The organism is Acidovorax sp. FG42 (genome assembly GCF_057809195.1).
The window spans coordinates 25,169-43,671 of the sequence record NZ_JBMDJM010000008.1; the positions used below are offsets into that span (position 1 = coordinate 25,169).

Here is an 18,503-nt window from a genome sequence, read left to right on the forward strand (position 1 = left end):
GCCCTCAGTTCAAGCGGGCGGCAGCGCCTCCCAGCGCCCCGCCACATTCTTCAGCAGCGCATTCACCGCCGTCAGGCGGCGGCTCTTCACGTCGATCAGGCTGCGCTGTGACGACAGCACGGTGGTCTGGGCCGCCAGCACATTCAGGTAACCCACGGTGCCCGCACGGTACTGGTTCTCCACCACGTCCAGCGCACGCTGCGCAGCGGCGGTGGCCTCGCGCTGCAGCTGCTCCTCCTGCGCCAGCGCAGCGGCGGCCGTGAGGTTGTCCTCCACCTCCTGCAGCGCGGTCAACACCGTCTGGCGGTAGGCGGCCGTGACCTGCGCGTGGTTGGCGCGAGCGGTCTCTACCGCAGCACTGCGCGCGCCGCCATCAAAAATCGACGCCGCCAGCGCAGGCCCCAGCGACCAGAACAGGTTGGGCGCGCTGAACAGATCCGCCAGCGGCACCCCCCGGTATCCGCCCGCTGCCGACAGCGTGAGCGTGGGGAAATACGCCGCGCGCGCCACGCCAATCTGAGCGTTGGCCGCCGCCACGCGGCGTTCTGCAGCAGCAATGTCCGGACGGCGCTGCAGCAGGTCGGACGGCAGGGCCTGGGGCACATCGGCCGGTGCGGGCAGCGCAGCGGTGGGCTCCAGCGCAAAGGCGGCAGGCGCCTGCCCCAGCAGTGCGGCCAGCGCGTGTTCCAGCTGGCTGCGCGTGGTTTGGGCCTCCAGCAGTTGCACCTGGGTGGACTTGTACTGCGCCTCGGCCTGCGCCACATCGGCGCTGGAGGCCACACCCGCCGCCTGGCGGTTGCGCGTCAGCTCCCAGCTGCGGTCGTAGGCCTTGAGCGTCTCGCCCAGCAGCGCCGCCTGTGCCTCGGCTGCACGCAGTGAAAAATACGTCTGCGCCACGGCCGCCTGCAGCGACAGGCGCGCAGCGGCCAGGTCGTCGGCGCTGGCCTGGGCGCTGGCCTGCGCCGCACTCACCCCGGCGGAGACGCGCCCCCACAGGTCCAGCTCCCAGCTGGCAGACAGGCCCAGCGAATGGCTGGTGCTGATGCGCGCGGTGCTGCTGCCATCCGCCTGGTTGCCCAGCTGCGTGCCGCTGCGCGCGCGGCTGCTGCTGGCATTGGCCCCCACGGTGGGCAAGGCCGCAGCGCCACTGCTGGTCACAGCCGCCTGGGCCGCACGCAGGCGGGCAGCGCTCTGCGCCAGGGTGGGGCTGTTGGCCTCGGCCTGCTGCTGCAGGCGGTCCAGCACAGCGTCGCCGTACACGGTCCACCAGGTCTCGGGCAAGGCGGTGGAGGCCTGTGGCTGCGCGGGCTTCCAGATGCCCTGGGCCTGGGCGGCGGCCTGCTCTTTGTAAGCGGCAGGAATGTCCATGGTGGGCCGCTCGTACGGCGGCGTCTGCGCGCAGCCCGCCAGCCACAGGCCGCTGGCCAACAGCGCAGGCCAGGCGACCCGACGTGAAAAAGTGAAAGAGGTCATCCGTCGTTTCCTTGCAATACCACCGGGGCCGCAGGCGCGGCGCCCGCTGGCTTGCGTCGCCGCCCCACCGCGCGCAGCACGCGCGCACGCAGCCGGTCGAGCGCCACATACACCACCGGCGTGGTGTAGAGCGTGAGCCACTGGCTTACCAGCAGGCCGCCCACAATCGCAATGCCCAGCGGCTGGCGCAGCTCGGCACCATCGCCCCGCCCCAGGGCCAGTGGCAGGGCCCCAAAGATGGCCGCCACGGTGGTCATCAAAATGGGGCGCAACCGCAGGTTGCAGGCGCGGTAGATGGCCTGCGCGGCCGTGACGGGCGCCCGGCCCGGCTCGCCCTGCTGGCGTTGCCGCGTGAGGGCAAAGTCAATCATCATGATCGCGTTCTTCTTCACGATGCCGATCAGCAGGATCACGCCAATGAGTGCGATGAGCGAGAACTCGGTCTTGAACAGCATGAGCGCCAGCAACGCGCCCACGCCCGCAGACGGCAGTGTGGACAGGATGGTGATGGGATGCACCAGGCTCTCGTACAACATGCCCAGCACCAGATAGATGGTGATGATGGCTGCCAGGATCAGCAGCGGCTGGCCTGCCAGCGCGTCCTGAAACGCGCCCGCCGTGCCGCTGAACGAGCCGCGCACCGACACCGGCACGCCCAGCTCGGCCACCGCGTTGTTCACCGCCTCGGTGGCCTGCGAAAGCGACACCCCCGGCGCCAGGCTGAAGCTAATGCTGCTGGCGGGCGTGCCCCGGTCGTGGTTGACCGACAGCGGCGTATTGGTGCTGGTGATGCGCGCAAACGCCGTGAGCGGAATCTGCTGCCCCTGGCTGTTGACGAAAAAGAAGCCGCGCAGCGTCTCGGGGTTCTGCAGGTAGCGCGGCGCGGCCTCCATGACCACGCGGTACTGGTTGAGCGGGTTGTAGATCACGCCCACCTGGCGCTGGCCGAAGGCGTTGTTCAGCGTGGCGTCGATCTGTGCCATGGTCAGGCCCAGGCGCGTGACCGCATCGCGGTCGATGACCAGCGAGGTCTGCAGGCCAAAGTCCTGCACGTCGCTGTTCACGTCCTCCAGCTCGGGCAACTGGCTCAGCACCTGGCGGATGCGCGGCTCCCAGGTGCGCAGGTCGCCAATGTCGTCGGCCTGCAGGGTGTAGTCGAAGGATGCACCGCTCTGCCGCCCGCCAATGCGGATGTCGCGCTGCGGCACCAGGAACAGGCGCGCGCCCGGCTCGTTCTTGAGCTGCTCGCGCAGCCGCGTTATCACGGTCTCCGAGCTCTCCTGCCCCGGCCCGCGCTTGAGGGTCATGAACATCTGCGCCGCATTGCGCTGCCAGCCGCCCGTGAAGCCGGTCACATGCTCCACGGCCGGGTCGGCCTGCACGATGGACAGGAAACGCTGCAGCCGCTGCTCCATGGCCTGGTAGGACGTGGCCTGGTCGGCCCGGATGAAGCCCGAGATGCGCCCGGTGTCCTGCTCGGGCATGAAGCCCTTGTCGATGGCGGTGTAGAGGTACACGTTGAGCCCCACCACACACGCCAGCGCCAGCAAGGCCACGGGCTGGTGGCGCAGGCACCAGGCCAGGCTGCGGCGGTACAGGCGCATGCCCCGCACCTGCATACGATCCACCCAGCGACCGATCCGATGGCTGAAGGCCGCAGCCCAGCCCCTGCGCCGCGCCGTTGCCGGACTGTGGGGCTTGAGCAGCGCTGCACACATCATGGGCGTGGTGGTGAGCGACACCACCATCGACACCAGGATGGCCGAGGACATGACGATGGCGAACTCGCGGAAAAACCGCCCCACAATGCCGCCCATGAACAAGATGGGCACGAACACCGCAATCAGCGAAATGCTCATCGACACCACGGTGAAGCCGATCTCGCGCGCTCCGTCGAGAGACGCCCTCAGCGCGGTCTTGCCCCGTTCCATGTGGCGCATGATGTTCTCCAGCACCACGATGGCGTCGTCCACCACAAAGCCCGTGGCCACGGTGAGCGCCATGAGCGAGAGGTTGTCGAGCGTATAACCCGCCAGGTACATCACGCCAAACGTGCCGGCCAGCGACACCGGCACCGCCACGCTGGGGATGAGCGTGGCGCGCCCGTTGCGCAAGAACAGGAACACCACCAGCACCACCAGCGCCACCGCAATCAGCAACGCGCGCTCCACCTCCTTGACCGACGCGCGCAGCGTGGGGGTGCGGTCGGACACCACCTCGATATCAATGGCCGCCGGGATGGACGCCTGCAGCGCGGGCAGCAGCGAGCGCACGCGCTCCACGGCTTCGAGGATGTTGGCGCCGGGCTGCTTGTAGACCTGCAGCAGCACCGCCGGTTTGCCGTTGGCCACACCAAAGTTGCGCACGTCCTGCACCGAGTCCACCACATCGGCCACGTCCTGCAGGCGCACGGCCTGCCCGTTCTTCCAGCGCAGCACCAGGGGCGCGTAGTCGGCAGCCACGCGGGCCTGGTCGTTGGTGGCCACCTGCCAGTAGTGGTCCTCCCGCTCCACCGCGCCCAGGGGCCGGTTGGCGTTGGTGCTGACGATGGCGCTGCGCACCTGCTCCAGCGAGATGCCGTTGGACGCGAGCCGTACCGGGTCCAGCTCCACCCGCACGGCGGGCAGCGCGCCGCCGCTCACCGTGGCCTGGCCCACGCCCTCGACCTGCGAGAGCTTTTGCGCCAGCACGGTAGAGGCCGCGTCGTACATCTGCCCGCGTGTGAGCAGGTCCGACGTGAGCGCCAGGATCATGATGGGCGAGTCGGCCGGGTTGACCTTGCGGTAGGTCGGGTTGCTGGGCATGCCCGTGGGCAGCAGCGTGCGTGCGGCGTTGATGGCGGCCTGCACATCGCGCGCGGCGCTGTCCACGTTGCGGTCCAGGTCGAACTGCAGCGTGATGGAGGTGCTGCCCAGGATGGAGCGCGAGGTGATCTCGGTGACGCCCGCAATGGCGCCCAGCGACCGTTCCAGGGGCGTGGCGACGGTGGCGGCCATGGTGTCGGGGCTGGCGCCGGGCAGGCTGGCGCTGACCGAGATGGTGGGGTAGTCCACCTGCGGCAGCGGGGCCACGGGCAGCAGGAAGAACGACACCGCGCCCGCCAGGGCCAGGCCCAGGGTGAGGAGCATGGTGCCGATGGGGCGGTGGATGAAGGGGGTGGAGAGGCTCATGGGTGGGCTCTCCGGGTGGTTTTTGGGTGTTTTTGGCTGGGTGCGCTAGTGGGATATGCGCTGGTAGCTATTGTTTTTGTAGTGTTTTCTTTTGGGCGCTGATTGGGTGGTGTGCCTTTGTTGAGGGCGGAGGCCGGGAGTCGCCCGGCATGCGAGTCCCTTTCTTTCGCGTCGCCGAAAGAAAGGAACCAAAGAAAGGGCGACCCCACTGTCTGCGTCCCCGCCGCTGCGCGCCGGGGCAACCTGCGGTGCTCGGGTTTGGCGGGGTCTCGCTCGAACTCGCTTCGCTCAGACAATCGCGAGCCCTGATCCGCCAAGCCCTGCGCTCCTCGGCGCATCCAGAGGGGCAAGGGGAACCAAACATCCACACGAGCCTTTGCTTCGCTGCGCTGCGCTCGGCCCCAACTCGCGGGCGCAAGCGCCACGCGCTGCGCAGGCCAAGCCGAGCGCAGCGATGGCCCGAATGGATGTCCGGCTGTTTGGATGTTTGGCTCCCCGCCCCTGCTGGCTGCGCCTGCGTCGGGGCGGTTGCGGGGTGAGTATGGGCGTCGGAGCGCCCATGCCTCGTGAACTGACTCGCCGTGGCTGTCCGAGCGGCGCGCGCAGCGCAAAGCGAGTTCCACGGCGCGCCCCGTAACCGCCCCGCCGCAGGTTTGCCCCATCGCACAGCGAAGGGGTCGCAGACTGGGGGTCGCCTTTCTTTTGGGTACTTTTCTTTGGCGAAGCAAAGAAAAGTACCTCGCCCGCCGGGGCGACAACCCGGCTCCCGCGCTCAAACCAAGCAGGCTATTCATAAGGGCCAACGCTTCAGGCATTCACGACCTCGGAACGCCCACGCCACCGCTGCGCCCACCCCTCAAACGTGAGGTAAATCACAGGCGTCGTGAACAGCGTGAGCAACTGACTCAGGATCAGCCCCCCCACCATCGTCACCCCCAACGGATGCCGCAGCTCACTGCCCACCCCCGTCCCCAACATCATCGGCAACGCCCCCAGCAAAGCCGCCAAAGTCGTCATCAAGATGGGCCGAAACCGCAGCAGACACGCCTGATAAATCGCATCGCGCGCACTCAAGCCCTCGTCCCGCTGCGCCTCGAGCGCAAAGTCGATCATCATGATCGCGTTCTTCTTCACGATGCCGATCAGCAGCACGATGCCGATGATGGCAATGATGTCCAGGTCCAGCCGCGCCGCCATCAACGCCAGCAGTGCGCCCACCCCGGCCGAGGGCAGTGTGGACAAGATCGTGACCGGGTGAACCGTGCTCTCGTACAGCACGCCCAGCACGATGTACATGGTGACCACCGCCGCCAAAATCAGCAGTAGCGTGTTCGACAGCGACGCCTGGAACGCCAGCGCCGCGCCCTGGAAGCTCGTCTCTACCGACAGCGGCAACTGCCCCTCAGCCTGCACGGCCGCCTTCTCGCGCTCGATGGCAGCCACCGCATTGCCCAGCGACACGCCCGGAGCGGTGTTGAACGAAATGGTGGCGGCGGGCAACTGGCCCACGTGGTTCACCACCAGCGGCATGTTGCGCTCTTCGATACGCGCCACCGACGACAGTGGCACCGGCGCACCAGCGCTCGACGGCACATAGATGCTCTGCAGCGCCTCGGGCCCCACCTTGAACTGCGGCGCCACCTCCAGCACCACGCGGTACTGGTTGGACTGGGTGAAGATGGTCGAGATCAGCCGCTGGCCGAAGGCGTTGTACAGCGCGGCATCGATGCCCGCCACCGTCACACCAAGCCGGCTGGCCTGGGCGCGGTCGATCTGCACATAAGCCTGGAGGCCCTGGTCCTGCAGGTCGCTGGCCACCTCGGTCAGCTCGGGCAAGGCGCGCAGGCGGCGCAGCAGCTCGGTGGTGCTGGTGGTCAGCTGCTGCATGTCGGGCGACGACAGCAGCCACTGGTATTGCGTGCGCGCCACCCGGTCTTCGATGGTCAGGTCCTGCACGGGCTGGATGAACAGGCGGATGCCCGGCAGGTTCTGCACACGCTCGGCTAGGCGCTGCTGCACCACACCGGCCTTGTCGCGCTGTGCATGCGGCTGCAGGTCGATCAGCAGGCGGCCGGTGTTGAGCGTGGTGTTGGCGCCGTCGACGCCGATGAACGACGAGACGCTGCGCACGGCAGGGTCTTGCAACAGCCGTTCGGCCACGGCCTGCTGGCGCTCTGCCATGCCGGCAAACGAGATCGACTGGTCGGCCTCGGTGGTGGCCTGCAGCGTGCCAGTGTCCTGCACCGGAAAGAAGCCCTTGGGGATGAACAGGTACAGCACCACGGTGAGCGCCAGGGTGGCCGCAAACACCAGCCAGGTGGTGCCCCGGTGGTTCAGCACCCAGCCCAGCATGCGGCCATAGCCCGCGATGGTGCGGTCAAAGAAATGGCCCGTGGCGCGGTACAGGCGGCCGTGGCTCTCCTCCGGCGTGTGGCGCAGCAGGCGCGCGCACAGCATGGGGGTGAGCGTGAGCGACACCACGGCCGAGATCAAAATGGACACGGCCAGCGTGATGGCGAACTCATGGAACAGCCGCCCCACCACATCGCCCATGAACAGCAACGGGATAAGCACCGCGATCAGCGAGATCGTGAGCGAGATGATGGTGAAGCCGATCTGCTGCGAGCCCTTGAGCGCGGCCGCGAGCGGTGCCTCGCCCTCTTCCACATAGCGGGCAATGTTCTCGATCATCACGATGGCATCGTCCACCACAAAACCGGTGGAGATGGTCAGCGCCATCAGTGTGAGGTTATTGATGGAAAACCCCGCGAGGTACATCACCCCACAGGTGCCGATGAGCGACAGCGGCACGGCCACGCTCGGGATCAGCGTGGCCGAGGGGCTGCGCAGGAACACGAAGATGACCGCCACCACCAGCAGCACGGCCAGGCCCAGCTCCACCTGCATGTCGCGCACCGAGGCGCGCACCGTTACTGTGCGGTCGGTCAGCACCTGCACATCCAGCGACGCTGGCAAGGTGCTTTGCAGTTGCGGCAGCAGGGCCTTGATGCGGTCCACCGTGTCGATCACATTGGCACCGGGCTGGCGGCGGATGTTGAGGATCACGCCGGGCTTGGCCCCGGTGTCTGCCGTGCCCGCCCAGGCGGCGAGGCGCGTGTTCTCGGCATCGTCCACCGTTTCGGCCACGTCCTTCAGGCGCACCGGGGCGCCGTTCTTGAAGGCAATGATGAGGTCGCGGTATTCGGCCGCCGACTGCAACTGGTCGTTGGCATCGATGGTGGATGCACGGGCCGGGCCGTCAAAGCCGCCCTTGGCCTGCTTGACGTTGGCCGCCGCAATGGAGGTTCGCACGTCTTCCAGCGTGAGGCCGAGCTGCGCCAGTGCCGTGGGGTTGGCCTGGATGCGCACGGCCGGGCGGCGCCCGCCCGCAATCGCCACCAGACCCACGCCCTGCACCTGCGAGAGTTTGGGTGCCAGGCGGTTTTCCACCAGGTCGTTCACGCGGATCACAGGCAGCGAGGGCGAGGTGATGGCCAGCGTGAGGATGGGCGCATCGGCGGGGTTGACCTTGCTGTACAGCGGGGGCATGGGCAGGTCGCTGGGCAGCAGGTTGCTGCCCGCGTTGATCGCCGCCTGCACCTGCTGCTCGGCCACGTCCAGCGCCATGTCGAGCGCAAAACGCAGCGTGATCACCGAAGCCCCGCCCGAGCTGGTGGACGACATTTGCGACAGCCCCGGCATCTGCCCGAACTGCCGCTCCAGCGGGGCCGTGACGTTGGAGGTCATCACGTCGGGGCTGGCGCCCGGGTACAGCGTGGTGACCTGGATGGTGGGGTAGTCCACCTCGGGCAGGGCCGAGGTGGGCAGCAGCCGGTAGGCCATCAGCCCCGCGATCAGGATCGCCACCATCAGCAGCGCGGTGGCGATGGGGCGCAGGATGAAAAGGCGCGACAGGTTCATGGCGGCGGGTGCGCTGGCAAGACAGGCAGGGGAGAAACCGGGGTGCCGCTGCGCTCAGCGCGCCGGGCTGGCTGCGCCACCCTGGGACGGCGGCTGCTGTTGCAGCCGCTCGCGGATGTAGGCACGGCGCTCCTCCTGCGGCATTGCCATCACGCGGGCGCGCTCGTCGGCGGGCATCTGGTCCAGCAGTGCCTTCACCTGCGGAGGGATGCCCCGCGGGGGTTCAGAGCTACGGTCTGCAGGCGCTGCGGGGGCGGCGGGGGGGGCGGGCGGTGCAGCTGCTCTGGGTGGTGCTTCGCTGCGCTGCTGTTGTGGCGCAGCAGAGGCCTGCGGGGCAGACGCAGGGGCAGCGGCGGGAGCACCCATACCCGACGCCGAAGAGGCTGCAGCAGACGCCGCCGATGCCGGAGCCGCTGCGCCGCTCGCGCCCATCTGCACTCGCCGCTCGCGCAGGAAGGCGCGGCGCTCTTCGGGGCTCATCTTCTGCAGCTTTTCACGCACATCGGGGGGCAGGGATGCCATGAAGGCACGGCGCTGCGCGGTCTGGTCCTGCGCCGCCTGGTCGGCACGGGTGACAGCACCGGCATCGATGACGGCGACCTTGGCACCTTCGCGCAGGCGGTCGATGCCGTCCGTGACCACCTGCTCACCCTCGCGCAGCTCGCCTTCGACGCTCACGCGGTCGCCGTCGGTCACGCCCACGCGGATGCGGCGCTGGGTCACGGTGCTGTCTTCCTGCACCAGGTAGACATAGTTGTTCTGCACGGCCGTGGCCGGTACGGTCAGCACGCCCTGGAGCAGGTTGACCTGCAGGCGTACGTTGACGAACTGGTTGGGGTACAGGGCGCCGTCTTCATTGGCAAAAGCGGCCTTGACCTTGATGGTGCCGGTGGTGCTGTCGATGGCGTTGTCCAGCGCCACCACGCGGCCCTTGGCCAACTGGCGGCGGCTGTCGCGGTCCCACAGCTCCACGGGCAGTTCCTCGCCAGCGGCCATGCGGCGGCGCATCTGGGGCAGGTGCGCCTCGGGCACGGAGAACGCGGCATCAATGGGCCGTACCTGGTTGATGGTGACGATGCCGTTGGGATCGCTCGGCCCCACCACGTTGCCCTTGTCCGCCTGGCGCAAGCCCAGCCGGCCCGCAAAGGGTGCGGTGACCTGGGTGTAGCTCAGTTGCAGGCGCGCGGCATCGACCTGCGCCTGGTCCGAGGCCACGGTACCCTCCAGCTGGCGCACCAGTGCGGCCTGGGTGTCCACCTGCTGGCTGGCGATGGAATCGCGCGCCAGCAGGTCCTGATACCGCTTGAGGTCGAGCTGCGCATTCTTGAGCAGCGCCTGGTCGCGCTGCAGCGTGCCCTGGGCCTGCGACAGCGCAGCCTGGTAGCTGCGTGCATCGATCTCGGCCAGCACCTGACCTGCACGCACCTCGTCGCCTTCCTTGAAGCGCACCGACGTCAGCTCACCGCTCACCTTGGCGCGCACCACGGCCGTGGCGCGGGCGCTCATGGTGCCGATGGCACTCACCACCACCCGCACATCGCCCCGCTGCACGGTGCCTACCGACACGGGCTGTACATTGCCGCCACCAAAGCGCCCGGGCCCACTGCCGGGCTTGCGCGCCGCGTTGGGCCCCGTGGCAGCACCACCAGCGCTGGCCGCGGCCGCTGCATCCTGGCGCTGTTTCCACCACCAGGCACCACCTCCCACCGCAGCCAGCGCCACGGAGGCCAGTAACAACGCGGAGATCCAGCGCAGCTTGCCAGACTGCAATCTTGCGGGCCTCTGTGGACGGGTCAACGAACGGTTCAGGGGCATGGTGGGGCGCAACGAGGAATGAGCGAACGGGTATGGTAGCCAGCGCACCCCCCGGGGCTGCCGCCCGGCGGGTACCCTTTACCGGGGATTTACGCGCGCTTTGGGCGGGGTTTACCGATGTATCGGCTCAGCCCCGCCAGGGGGCAGCAATCAGCGGTTGGTGGCCAGCAGAAGGCCGCCAGCACCCATGAAGAAACCGCCGGTGGCCTTGTTCAGGCGGGCCACACCGCGCGAGGTGCGGATGAAGCGGCGGATCTGGCGCCCGAAGCTGGCGTACACGGCCGTCGAGACGAATTCGCTGCCCAGATAGATGGAGCCCAGCACCAGAAACTGGCGCGCTGCAGGCTGCGCGGGGTCGATGAACTGCGGAAAGATCGCCGCGAACAGGATGATCGCCTTGGGGTTGGTGATGCCCAGCAAAAACTCCTGCGCGATGAGAGCACGCAGATCGAACTGGGCCGGTTGACCCGATGCCTGGCCGCTGCCAGGTGCATCCTCCAGCGCCAGGCCGCTGAACTCGCGGCTGTGCCAGGCCCTCCAGCCCAGCCAGAACAGATACGCAGCTCCCACCCACTTCACCGCAGTGAACGCCGCTTCGGACGCCAGCAGCATCGCCCCCAGCCCCACCGCAGACACCGTCAGAAAGATCGCGAACGCCGCTGCCCGGCCCACCGTGGCGATCATCGCGGGGCCCACGCCTGCGCGGATGCCGTTGTTGAGGCCACAGAAGTTGTTGGGCCCCGGGGTGAGCGAGATGGCGATGGCAACCGGAACAAATAGCAGCGCATCCATGGGACAGTCCTTGCAGGGTAAGGCGTGTGTGAGGGGGAACGGTCAGCACCGCAGTCTAAGGCAGACCCTGCCTACACGGCCGACCCCAGGGCACATGCCCCCAAGGCGCCCTCTACCACCTCACAACGCCTTTGAACAGGTTCTTACAGATCCAGCACCGAGCCCCAGGGCACATCGGACAGGGCTTCGTAATGCGCCACCACGGTCAGGCGGTCTGGTCTGGCCGCTTGGGATGCCAGGGCCTGCCCCAGGTAGCGAATGGAGGGCTTGTCCAGGCCCCCCACGGGCTCGTCGATCAAGGTCAGTGATGCATTCGAGGCCAAGGCCCCTGCCATGAGCACCTTGCGCTTGCTGCCGGTGGACAGGGCGTAGAAAGGCTTGTCCAGATGCTCGTGCAGGCTGAACCCGTCGATGTGCTCCACCAAGGCTGCCACATCCCATTGGGGGTAGCGTGCGGGCAGGCTGTCGAGCCAACCCCTGGCAGTGAGAGGGTCCCACTCGCTGGATCGCGGGTCCGCCCAGAAGACCCGTGGTGCCGAGGCCTTGGCGGCCTGGTTCAGGTCCACCCCTTGCAGCGTGATGCTGCCAGCCTGCGCCGTCAGCTCGCCAGCCAGCAGACGCAGCAACGTGGTCTTGCCGGTGCTTTCATCACCCCGCACCAGAGCCAGGCCCGGGGGCCAGGCCAGCGACAGGTTGTCCAGCACTGCACACTCCGGGTACGCAAACCGCAACCCCTTCACCCACAAAAACACGCTCTCAGCCACCCTGTCTCCTCGATGCGGAAAGCGAACATTCTAGGAAGCTGCAGCACGCCGGGCCCACCACAAGCCTCCCACCTGGTTCACCACCAGCCCGCAGAGCACTGCGGCTGCGCCCAACCAATGCAGAGGCGCCGGTGTTTCACCCAGAAAGGCATAAGCCGCCCACAGCCCCACCACCGGCACCAGCAGCGAAAACGGCGTGACCCGCCCCGCCGCATGGCGTTGCAACAGCTGCGTCCACAGCGTGTAGGCCAGCAGCGTGGCCAAAAAGGCCAGGTAGGCCACGGCCAGCAAGCCGGTGCCATTCAAAGACTGCAGCTGTGCCCACACGGCGGTGGAGCCTTCACTCCATAGCGCCAGCACAAAGAACGGCCCGATGGGCACCACGCTGCTCCACACGATGAACGGAAACGGCGCATACGCCCCGGCCTGTGCCGCGCGGCGCGCCACCAGATTGGACACCGCCCACATGAAGGCGGCGCCGAGGGTGAGCACAAACCCCGCCAGCGTCATCTGGCCCGACCCCTCGCCATGCGCGAGGCCGATGGTCATCAAGCCGCCGAACGCCAGCAACAAGCCCCCCCACTGCCAGGGCTTGGCACGCTCACCCAGCAATGGCGCGGCCAGCAGCAAAGTGAAGAACGCCTGGGTCTGCATCACCACCGACGCCATGCCCGCCGTCATGCCCAGCTGCAGGCCCAGAAAAAGAAAGCCGAACTGCCCCAGCCCCTGCGCCAGCCCGTAGCCCACCACAAAGCGCCAGGGCAAAGCCGGACGCGGCACGAAGAGCAAAAAAGGCAGCGATGCCGCCGTAAAGCGCAGCGCGCCCAGCAGCATGGGGCTCAGGCCCTGCAGGCCTAGCTTCATCACCACAAAGTTCAGCCCCCAGATGACCACCACCGCCAGGGCGCGCAACAAGTCGCCACGGCTCAAAGCCACAGGCGCATTCATGCGGCAGCCACCGATGCGCCCGCCGCCACCGGGCGGCCCAGCCGCGCCCGTGCAGCAACGAAAGCCTCAAACGCCTGGGCGCTGTTTTTGCCCGGCACATAGCCCAGCACCTCCTTGAGGGCCGTGTTCAGCAGCACGGGCCGGTAGCGCAGAAAGTCGAGCTGCTCGGGACCGTAGCGGCTCACGCCGAGCGCGGAGCCCACGGCCAGCACCGTGCGCAGCAGCCCGGCGGGCAGTTCCAGCACAGGTTTGCCCAGGCGCCGGGCGATCTCGCGCAAGGGCAAGGCACCGTCGCCCGCCAGGTTGAAGCAGCCCGCCCGCTGCGTGCGCAGCGCATGCAGGATGGCGCCGGTCACGTCTTCGTCCCAGATGAAGACAAACGGGCTCTCGCTGCCCCGGATGGCCAGCAGGCGCGGCTTTTCAAACAAGGCGGTGATCTGGTTGTCCACCCGCTCGCCCAGGATGGTGCCGATGCGCAGCACCGTCTGCGCCAGCGCCGGGTGCTGCGTGCGGTATTGCGCCAGCATCTCTTCCACCAGCCGCTTGTGGTGCGAATAGGCAAAGACCTCGTTGCCCCGCAGCGCGTCCGGCTCGCGCAACCACGCGGGGTTGTCGGCGTGGTAGCCGTAGGCCGCGCCACTGGAGCTGACGACCAACTGCTTCACGCCGGTGGCCACACAGGCATCCATCACGTTCTGGCTGCCCAGCACGTCCACCGAATATTCAAACTCGCGGCTGGAGCCTTTGCCGGGCGTGACGATGGACGCCAGGTGCACCACGCTGTCGATGGCATGGTCCGCCAGCGTCTGCGCCAATGCAGGGTCGCGCACGTCCTGCACCCGGTAGGTCACACCGGGCAGGCGGCGCTCGGCAGGCACCTCACGCACATCGGCCGCCACGATGGTCCTGACCCCTTCACGCGCCAGTGCAGCCACCACGCTGCGGCCCAGAAAGCCGTCTGCGCCGGTGACCAGAATGCGGCGGCTTTCCCACACCACGCCAGTCATGTGCGCTGCTCCCGGAGGGTGTCGGCCGGCGGTATCTGCGCCGGCCTGCGCCCCCACCAGCTCGCCAAAGTCAGCCCCGCGATGATGTCCCAGAAGCCCCACACGCCCGCCACCACGGCCATGCCGCCCAGCCCGCCAAAGAAGCTGAAGATCAGCACCAGGCCCAGGCCTGCATTGCGAATGCCCACCTCGATGCTCACGGCACGCCGGTCGTAGTCTGGCAAGCCGCTGAGCCGCGCGCAGGCGTAGCCGGTGCCGAAGGCCAGCGCATCGTGCAGTGCCACAGCCAGCAGCACTAGGCCCACGTAGTCGAGGAAGTAGCGCCAGTTGCCCGCCACCGCGCCCACGATGAAGCCGATGAGGCACAAAAAGCTGAGGATGCGCACGGGCTTGTTCACGCGCTGCGTGAGGCGCGGCAGCTTTTCGGCACACAGGATGCCCAGCACAAAGGGGAGCCCGATAATCACCACAATGTGCCCCGCCATCTCCAGCGGGTCGAGCGCAATGCTGCGCAGCAGCGGCGCCGCCGTGGGGTGCATGCCACCCCAGAACGCAAAGTTGAGCGGCATGAGCACGATGGCCAGCGCGTTGGAGATGGCCGTCATCGACACCGACAGCGCCACATTGCCCCCCGCGCGATGGGTGAGGATATTGCTCACATTGCCTGGCGGACAGCAGGCGACCAGGATCATGCCCAGCGCAATGCTGGGCCCGGGCTTGAGCAACAGCGTGAGCACAAAGGTCACCGCAGGCAGCACGATGAACTGCGCGGCAATGCCCACCGCCATGGCACCCGGCATGCGCAGCACGCGCTTGAAGTCGGCCACGCGCGTATCCAGCGCAATGCCGAACATGAGAAAACCCAGCACCCCATTGAGCACCACCAGCGACGCGGGGTTGAAGTTGAGGCGTATTTCGTCCACAGGCAGCATGGCGTCAGTCCTTTTTGGCGAGGGCTGCAGCAGCAGCGCGCACCGCGTTGCGGTAGGTGTCCTTGTGCACGTAGTACGCCATGCGTTCGAGCTGGAGGTACTTGAAGCCACCCGACAGATCGGGCGGCGGCCCGGCCTTGGCCTGGCGCAGGGCCTCGGCGCGCGGCGAGCCCTCGGCCTGCGCCTTGAAGAAGCGCGCCACCAGTTCCGCCTGCTCATAGCGGCCCTGCCAGCCGATGCCGCTGGCTTCGATCATGCCCATCACGGCCAAGTTGTCGAACCGGGGTGACAGGATGTTGAGGTAAAGCTTCGGCGCCATGCCCTGCCAGTTGAGCAGGCTGTGGTCAATGAAGGGGTAATGTAGCTTGTACCCGGTGGCGCAGAGCACCAGGTCGTAGTCCTGCGCGCTGCCGTCCTTGAAGTGCACCGTGTGACCTTCCAAACGCGCGATGTCGGGTTTGACGTGAATGTCGCCATGGCCCAGGTGGTGCAGCACCAGCGAGTTGACTACCGGGTGCGATTCGTACATCTTGTAGTCGGGCTTGGGCAGGCCAAAGCGCGCAGGGTCGCCGGTGAACCATTGCAGCACCACGCTGTCCACCTTCTGCTTGAGCCAGGGTGGCATCTTGAACTTGCCGCCCAGCGTGTCTGCAGGCTTGCCGAACACGTACTTGGGCACAAAGTAATAGCCGCGCCGCACCGAGATATCCACGCTGCGTGCGTAGTGCACCGCGTCCACAGCAATGTCGCAGCCCGAGTTGCCCGCACCCACCACCAGCACACGCTTGCCCTTGAACAGCTCGGCACTTTTGTAGGCGCTGGTGTGCAGCAGCTCCCCGTCAAAGTGCCCCTCAAAGCGCGGCATGCTGGGTTCGGCCAGCGTGCCGTTGGCAATGACCACGCCCTTGAACTCTGCGGTTTGCGCGGGGCCACCGTGCTGCGTCCACGTCACGCGCCACAGCGGTGCAGCGCCCTCGCCCACCGGCTCGACCCGGAGCACGCGCGTGCCAAACCAGTAGTGCTGGCGCAGGCCAAAGTGCTCTGCAAAGTCGAAGAAATACTGGCGCATGTCCCGGTGGCTTGGGTAGTCGGCCACCTCGGGGCGCATGGGGAACTCGGTGAACTCCGTGGTGTGCTTGCTCGAAATCAGGTGCGCCGATTCATAGACGGTGCTGCGCGGGTTGTCGATGTTCCACAGCCCGCCCACATCGGTGTGTGCTTCAAAGCCCTGAAAAGGCACACCCAGCTTCTGCAGGTTGCGCGCCGCGGCCAGCCCGCTGGGGCCGGCGCCGATGAGGGCGATGTGGCCGCGCAGGTCCTGCGCGGCGGGCGTTGCAGGGCTTGTCTCCGGCATCGTTGTTGTTGTCGTCATTCGCTGTTTTCTCTCTCAGGTGTCGATGTTCTTGTCGGCGCGCATGGGCAGCCCCGGAATGGCGGTGGCCCCCGCCTCGCCCACGCGCGGCTTGCGTGGCTCGCCCAGCAGCAGCCGGTCGTGCAGGGCGTCGGGCAACAGGTTCAACAGGCGCGCCAGCCAACCGATGCGCGCGGGCAACACGATGTGGGTGCGCCCCCGGGCCACAGCGGCCAGCAGGGCACGCGCGGCGTCCTCGGGCTCCATCAGGCCGGGCATGGCAAAACGGTTGCCTGCCGTGAGCGCGGTGCGCAGGTAGCCAGGGCTGACCGTGCTCACCACGATGGAATCGCCGCGCAGCTCGGCACGCAGACTCTCCAGGTAACGGATGAGCCCGCCCTTGCTGGCGCAGTACGCGCCATTGCCCGGCATGCCCCGCCAGCCCGCAATGCTGGCCACCCCCACCAGCGCGCCGCGCCGCTGCGCACGCAGGGCTGCCAAAAAGGGCTGGAAGGTGGTGGCGGCGCCCAGCAGGTTGATCTCCAGCATGCGCCGCATCACGGCCAGGTCGTCGGCATGGGCGGTGTCAAAGCCACCGGCCACCCCGGCATTGGCGATGACGAGGTCCGGCGTCCCACGCCGGCCCATCCAGTCGGCGGCCATGGCCTGCATCGCGGTGGTGTCGGCCACATCGGGCGTATAGACGGTGCAGCGCTCTGGCGCCAGCGCGGCCAGGGTCTCCAGCACGGGCCGGTTCAGGCCCACCAGCGCCAGGGCAGCGCCCTGGCCGATCAGCTCGCGCGCCAGCGCCTGGCCCAGCCCGCCACAGGCGCCGGTGAGCACTACGTTCTGGAAAGAGGCGGTCATGAAGCTCCCGGTGAATTGGGTTTGCAGCTTAGCCACAATGCTGAATAATCCCGAAATGTTTTATGAATTCGTCTCGAATTCCGAGATTTATGACCAACACGCCGCCCAGTCTGCGCCTGTTTGAACTGCTGGAAACGATGTGCGCGCACGGCCAGCCCTTCAGCCTGGGCGATGCCATCGAGACCACCGGCTGGCCCAAGCCCAGCGTGCACCGCATGCTTGGCCAGCTGGAATCAGGCGGCCTGCTGGCACGCGAGCCCGACGGGCGGCGCTACACCCCCGCCCCGCGCCTGCTGCGCCTGGCAGAAAGCACGCTGAGCGCGGGCACCCAGCATGGGGTGCGCCACGCCGTGCTGCGGCAACTGGTGGCTGACATTGGCGAAAGCTGCAACCTCACGGCGTTGAGCGGCGCCGAAGTGATCTACCTGGACCGGGTGGAGTCAGCCTTTCCGCTGCGCATGGAATTGCGGCCCGGCACCCGCGTGCCCATTCACTGCTCGGCCAGCGGCAAGCTGTTTCTGGCCCACCTGTCGCCCGCACGCCGGGCCGCCATCCTCGACGGTCTGCCCCTCACCCGCCACACGGCCACCACCCTGACCGACCGCGCCGCTCTGGAGTCCGAACTGGAGCAGATCCTGCGGCAAGGCTATGCCACGGACGCCGAGGAGTTTGTGGACGGCCTCGTCTGCGTGGCCGTGCCCGTGATGGCGGGCGGGCGGCGGCAGGTGCGCAGCGCCGTGGCACTGCAGGCACCTTCTGCCCGCATGCCACTGACGCGGGCGCTGCAACTGGTACCCCGGCTGGGAGAAGCCGCACAGGCACTGGGCCGGACCTGGGCTTGAGCCATCACGCGGCAAACCCCTAACGCATTCACCATCTGCTCTCACCATGCCACTGAACTACCTCGACTTTGACTACAGCGAAGACGCTGATGGCAACGGCACCCTGGATGCCATGGCCAGCGTCTTGCCCGCCCAACTGCCTGCTTTGCAGAGCGAGATCGCCGCCGTGCTGGCCTGGGCGCATGCACACTGGCCTGGTGCCTGCGCACCGCTGGAAGACGGCGGCGCGTGGCACTACGACCTGCATGGCGTGCACGAAGTGCAGAGCCCGCTGACTTTGTCCTTTGACGAAGCGGCCGGGCAACTGCACACGACCACAGGCAGTGCCGCGCCACCACGCACCACGCTGACCCTGACCCTCAGCGGCAGCAGCGACTTCTGCACCGCGTTGCGCGAAGCCTTTGAGATGGAATGAGCCTCCTCTTCACGACCCGTCTCCCCAAGCCAGACCAAAGGGTCAAGGATGTCCTGCATCACCCTCGCGAGTCGGTGATAGTGCGGATCGGGACAGTCCGCAAGGCGTCTTTTTGCAGCCAATAGCCCGGCTATTGGCAAGAAAAGCAACGCAGCGGATGGCCCGAGGCCGCGCTATCACAGACCGCAGGGAGTGATGCAGGACAT

13 protein-coding genes are annotated in these 18,503 nt (G+C 67.5%); 2 read left to right on the plus strand and 11 right to left on the minus strand.

The window, feature by feature from the left end:
- Positions 1 to 9: 9 nt before the first annotated feature.
- The 11 genes from ACODSM_RS10375 to ACODSM_RS10425 all read right to left on the minus strand — a co-directional run bounded on the left by ACODSM_RS10375 (position 10) and on the right by ACODSM_RS10425 (position 17,040).
- Complete coding sequence (locus tag ACODSM_RS10375) at positions 10 to 1,473, minus strand: efflux transporter outer membrane subunit (RefSeq protein ID WP_488805201.1); 1,464 nt, start codon at positions 1,471 to 1,473, stop codon at positions 10 to 12.
- A complete protein-coding gene (locus tag ACODSM_RS10380; RefSeq protein ID WP_488805202.1) occupies positions 1,470 to 4,643 on the minus strand; it encodes an efflux RND transporter permease subunit in 3,174 nt (1,057 codons plus the stop codon). The genes ACODSM_RS10375 and ACODSM_RS10380 overlap by 4 nt, the downstream gene beginning before the upstream one ends.
- Positions 4,644 to 5,450: 807 nt before the next feature.
- Positions 5,451 to 8,564, minus strand: a complete 3,114-nt coding sequence (locus ACODSM_RS10385; RefSeq protein WP_488805203.1) for an MdtB/MuxB family multidrug efflux RND transporter permease subunit — start codon at positions 8,562 to 8,564, stop codon at positions 5,451 to 5,453.
- Positions 8,565 to 8,618: 54 nt separating this feature from the next.
- Positions 8,619 to 10,379, minus strand: a complete 1,761-nt coding sequence (locus tag ACODSM_RS10390; protein WP_488805204.1) for an efflux RND transporter periplasmic adaptor subunit — start codon at positions 10,377 to 10,379, stop codon at positions 8,619 to 8,621.
- A 150-nt stretch (positions 10,380 to 10,529) separates the two neighbouring features.
- Entirely contained in the window at positions 10,530 to 11,171 is a 642-nt protein-coding gene (locus ACODSM_RS10395) for a LysE family translocator (RefSeq protein ID WP_488805205.1), read from the minus strand.
- 143 nt (positions 11,172 to 11,314) lie between these two features.
- A complete protein-coding gene (locus tag ACODSM_RS10400) occupies positions 11,315 to 11,935 on the minus strand; it encodes an ABC transporter ATP-binding protein (protein WP_488805206.1) in 621 nt (206 codons plus the stop codon).
- Between the two features lie 30 nt (positions 11,936 to 11,965).
- A complete protein-coding gene (locus ACODSM_RS10405) occupies positions 11,966 to 12,865 on the minus strand; it encodes an EamA family transporter (protein WP_488805301.1) in 900 nt (299 codons plus the stop codon).
- 14 nt (positions 12,866 to 12,879) lie between these two features.
- On the minus strand, positions 12,880 to 13,890 hold the full coding sequence (locus tag ACODSM_RS10410) for an SDR family oxidoreductase (RefSeq protein ID WP_488805207.1): 1,011 nt from the start codon (positions 13,888 to 13,890) through the stop codon (positions 12,880 to 12,882).
- Positions 13,887 to 14,822, minus strand: a complete 936-nt coding sequence (locus ACODSM_RS10415) for a bile acid:sodium symporter family protein (protein ID WP_082753407.1) — start codon at positions 14,820 to 14,822, stop codon at positions 13,887 to 13,889. The genes ACODSM_RS10410 and ACODSM_RS10415 overlap by 4 nt, the downstream gene beginning before the upstream one ends.
- Positions 14,823 to 14,826: 4 nt before the next feature.
- A complete protein-coding gene (locus ACODSM_RS10420) occupies positions 14,827 to 16,176 on the minus strand; it encodes a flavin-containing monooxygenase (protein ID WP_488805208.1) in 1,350 nt (449 codons plus the stop codon).
- A gap of 33 nt (positions 16,177 to 16,209) precedes the next feature.
- Positions 16,210 to 17,040: an SDR family oxidoreductase gene (locus ACODSM_RS10425; RefSeq protein ID WP_488805209.1), complete on the minus strand. Its 831-nt coding sequence runs from the start codon at positions 17,038 to 17,040 to the stop codon at positions 16,210 to 16,212.
- An 89-nt stretch (positions 17,041 to 17,129) separates the two neighbouring features.
- On the opposite strand from ACODSM_RS10425, the gene ACODSM_RS10430 reads away from it, so the two are divergent.
- Both ACODSM_RS10430 and ACODSM_RS10435 read left to right on the plus strand, forming a co-directional pair.
- A complete protein-coding gene (locus ACODSM_RS10430) occupies positions 17,130 to 17,882 on the plus strand; it encodes an IclR family transcriptional regulator (RefSeq protein WP_488805210.1) in 753 nt (250 codons plus the stop codon).
- A 46-nt stretch (positions 17,883 to 17,928) separates the two neighbouring features.
- Positions 17,929 to 18,297 (plus strand): hypothetical protein, encoded by a 369-nt coding sequence (locus ACODSM_RS10435; protein ID WP_488805211.1) that lies wholly within the window; start codon positions 17,929 to 17,931, stop codon positions 18,295 to 18,297.
- Positions 18,298 to 18,503 lie beyond the last annotated feature (206 nt).

Coding starts and splice junctions, on each gene's coding strand:
- ACODSM_RS10375 (WP_488805201.1), bottom strand. CDS start 1,473: ATGACCTCTTTCACTTTTTCACGTCGGGTCGCCTGGCCTGCGCTGTTG.
- ACODSM_RS10380 (WP_488805202.1), bottom strand. CDS start 4,643: ATGAGCCTCTCCACCCCCTTCATCCACCGCCCCATCGGCACCATGCTC.
- ACODSM_RS10385 (WP_488805203.1), bottom strand. CDS start 8,564: ATGAACCTGTCGCGCCTTTTCATCCTGCGCCCCATCGCCACCGCGCTG.
- ACODSM_RS10390 (WP_488805204.1), bottom strand. CDS start 10,379: ATGCCCCTGAACCGTTCGTTGACCCGTCCACAGAGGCCCGCAAGATTG.
- ACODSM_RS10395 (WP_488805205.1), bottom strand. CDS start 11,171: ATGGATGCGCTGCTATTTGTTCCGGTTGCCATCGCCATCTCGCTCACC.
- ACODSM_RS10410 (WP_488805207.1), bottom strand. CDS start 13,890: ATGACTGGCGTGGTGTGGGAAAGCCGCCGCATTCTGGTCACCGGCGCA.
- ACODSM_RS10415 (WP_082753407.1), bottom strand. CDS start 14,822: ATGCTGCCTGTGGACGAAATACGCCTCAACTTCAACCCCGCGTCGCTG.
- ACODSM_RS10420 (WP_488805208.1), bottom strand. CDS start 16,176: ATGCCGGAGACAAGCCCTGCAACGCCCGCCGCGCAGGACCTGCGCGGC.
- ACODSM_RS10425 (WP_488805209.1), bottom strand. CDS start 17,040: ATGACCGCCTCTTTCCAGAACGTAGTGCTCACCGGCGCCTGTGGCGGG.
- ACODSM_RS10430 (WP_488805210.1), top strand. CDS start 17,130: ATGACCAACACGCCGCCCAGTCTGCGCCTGTTTGAACTGCTGGAAACG.
- ACODSM_RS10435 (WP_488805211.1), top strand. CDS start 17,929: ATGCCACTGAACTACCTCGACTTTGACTACAGCGAAGACGCTGATGGC.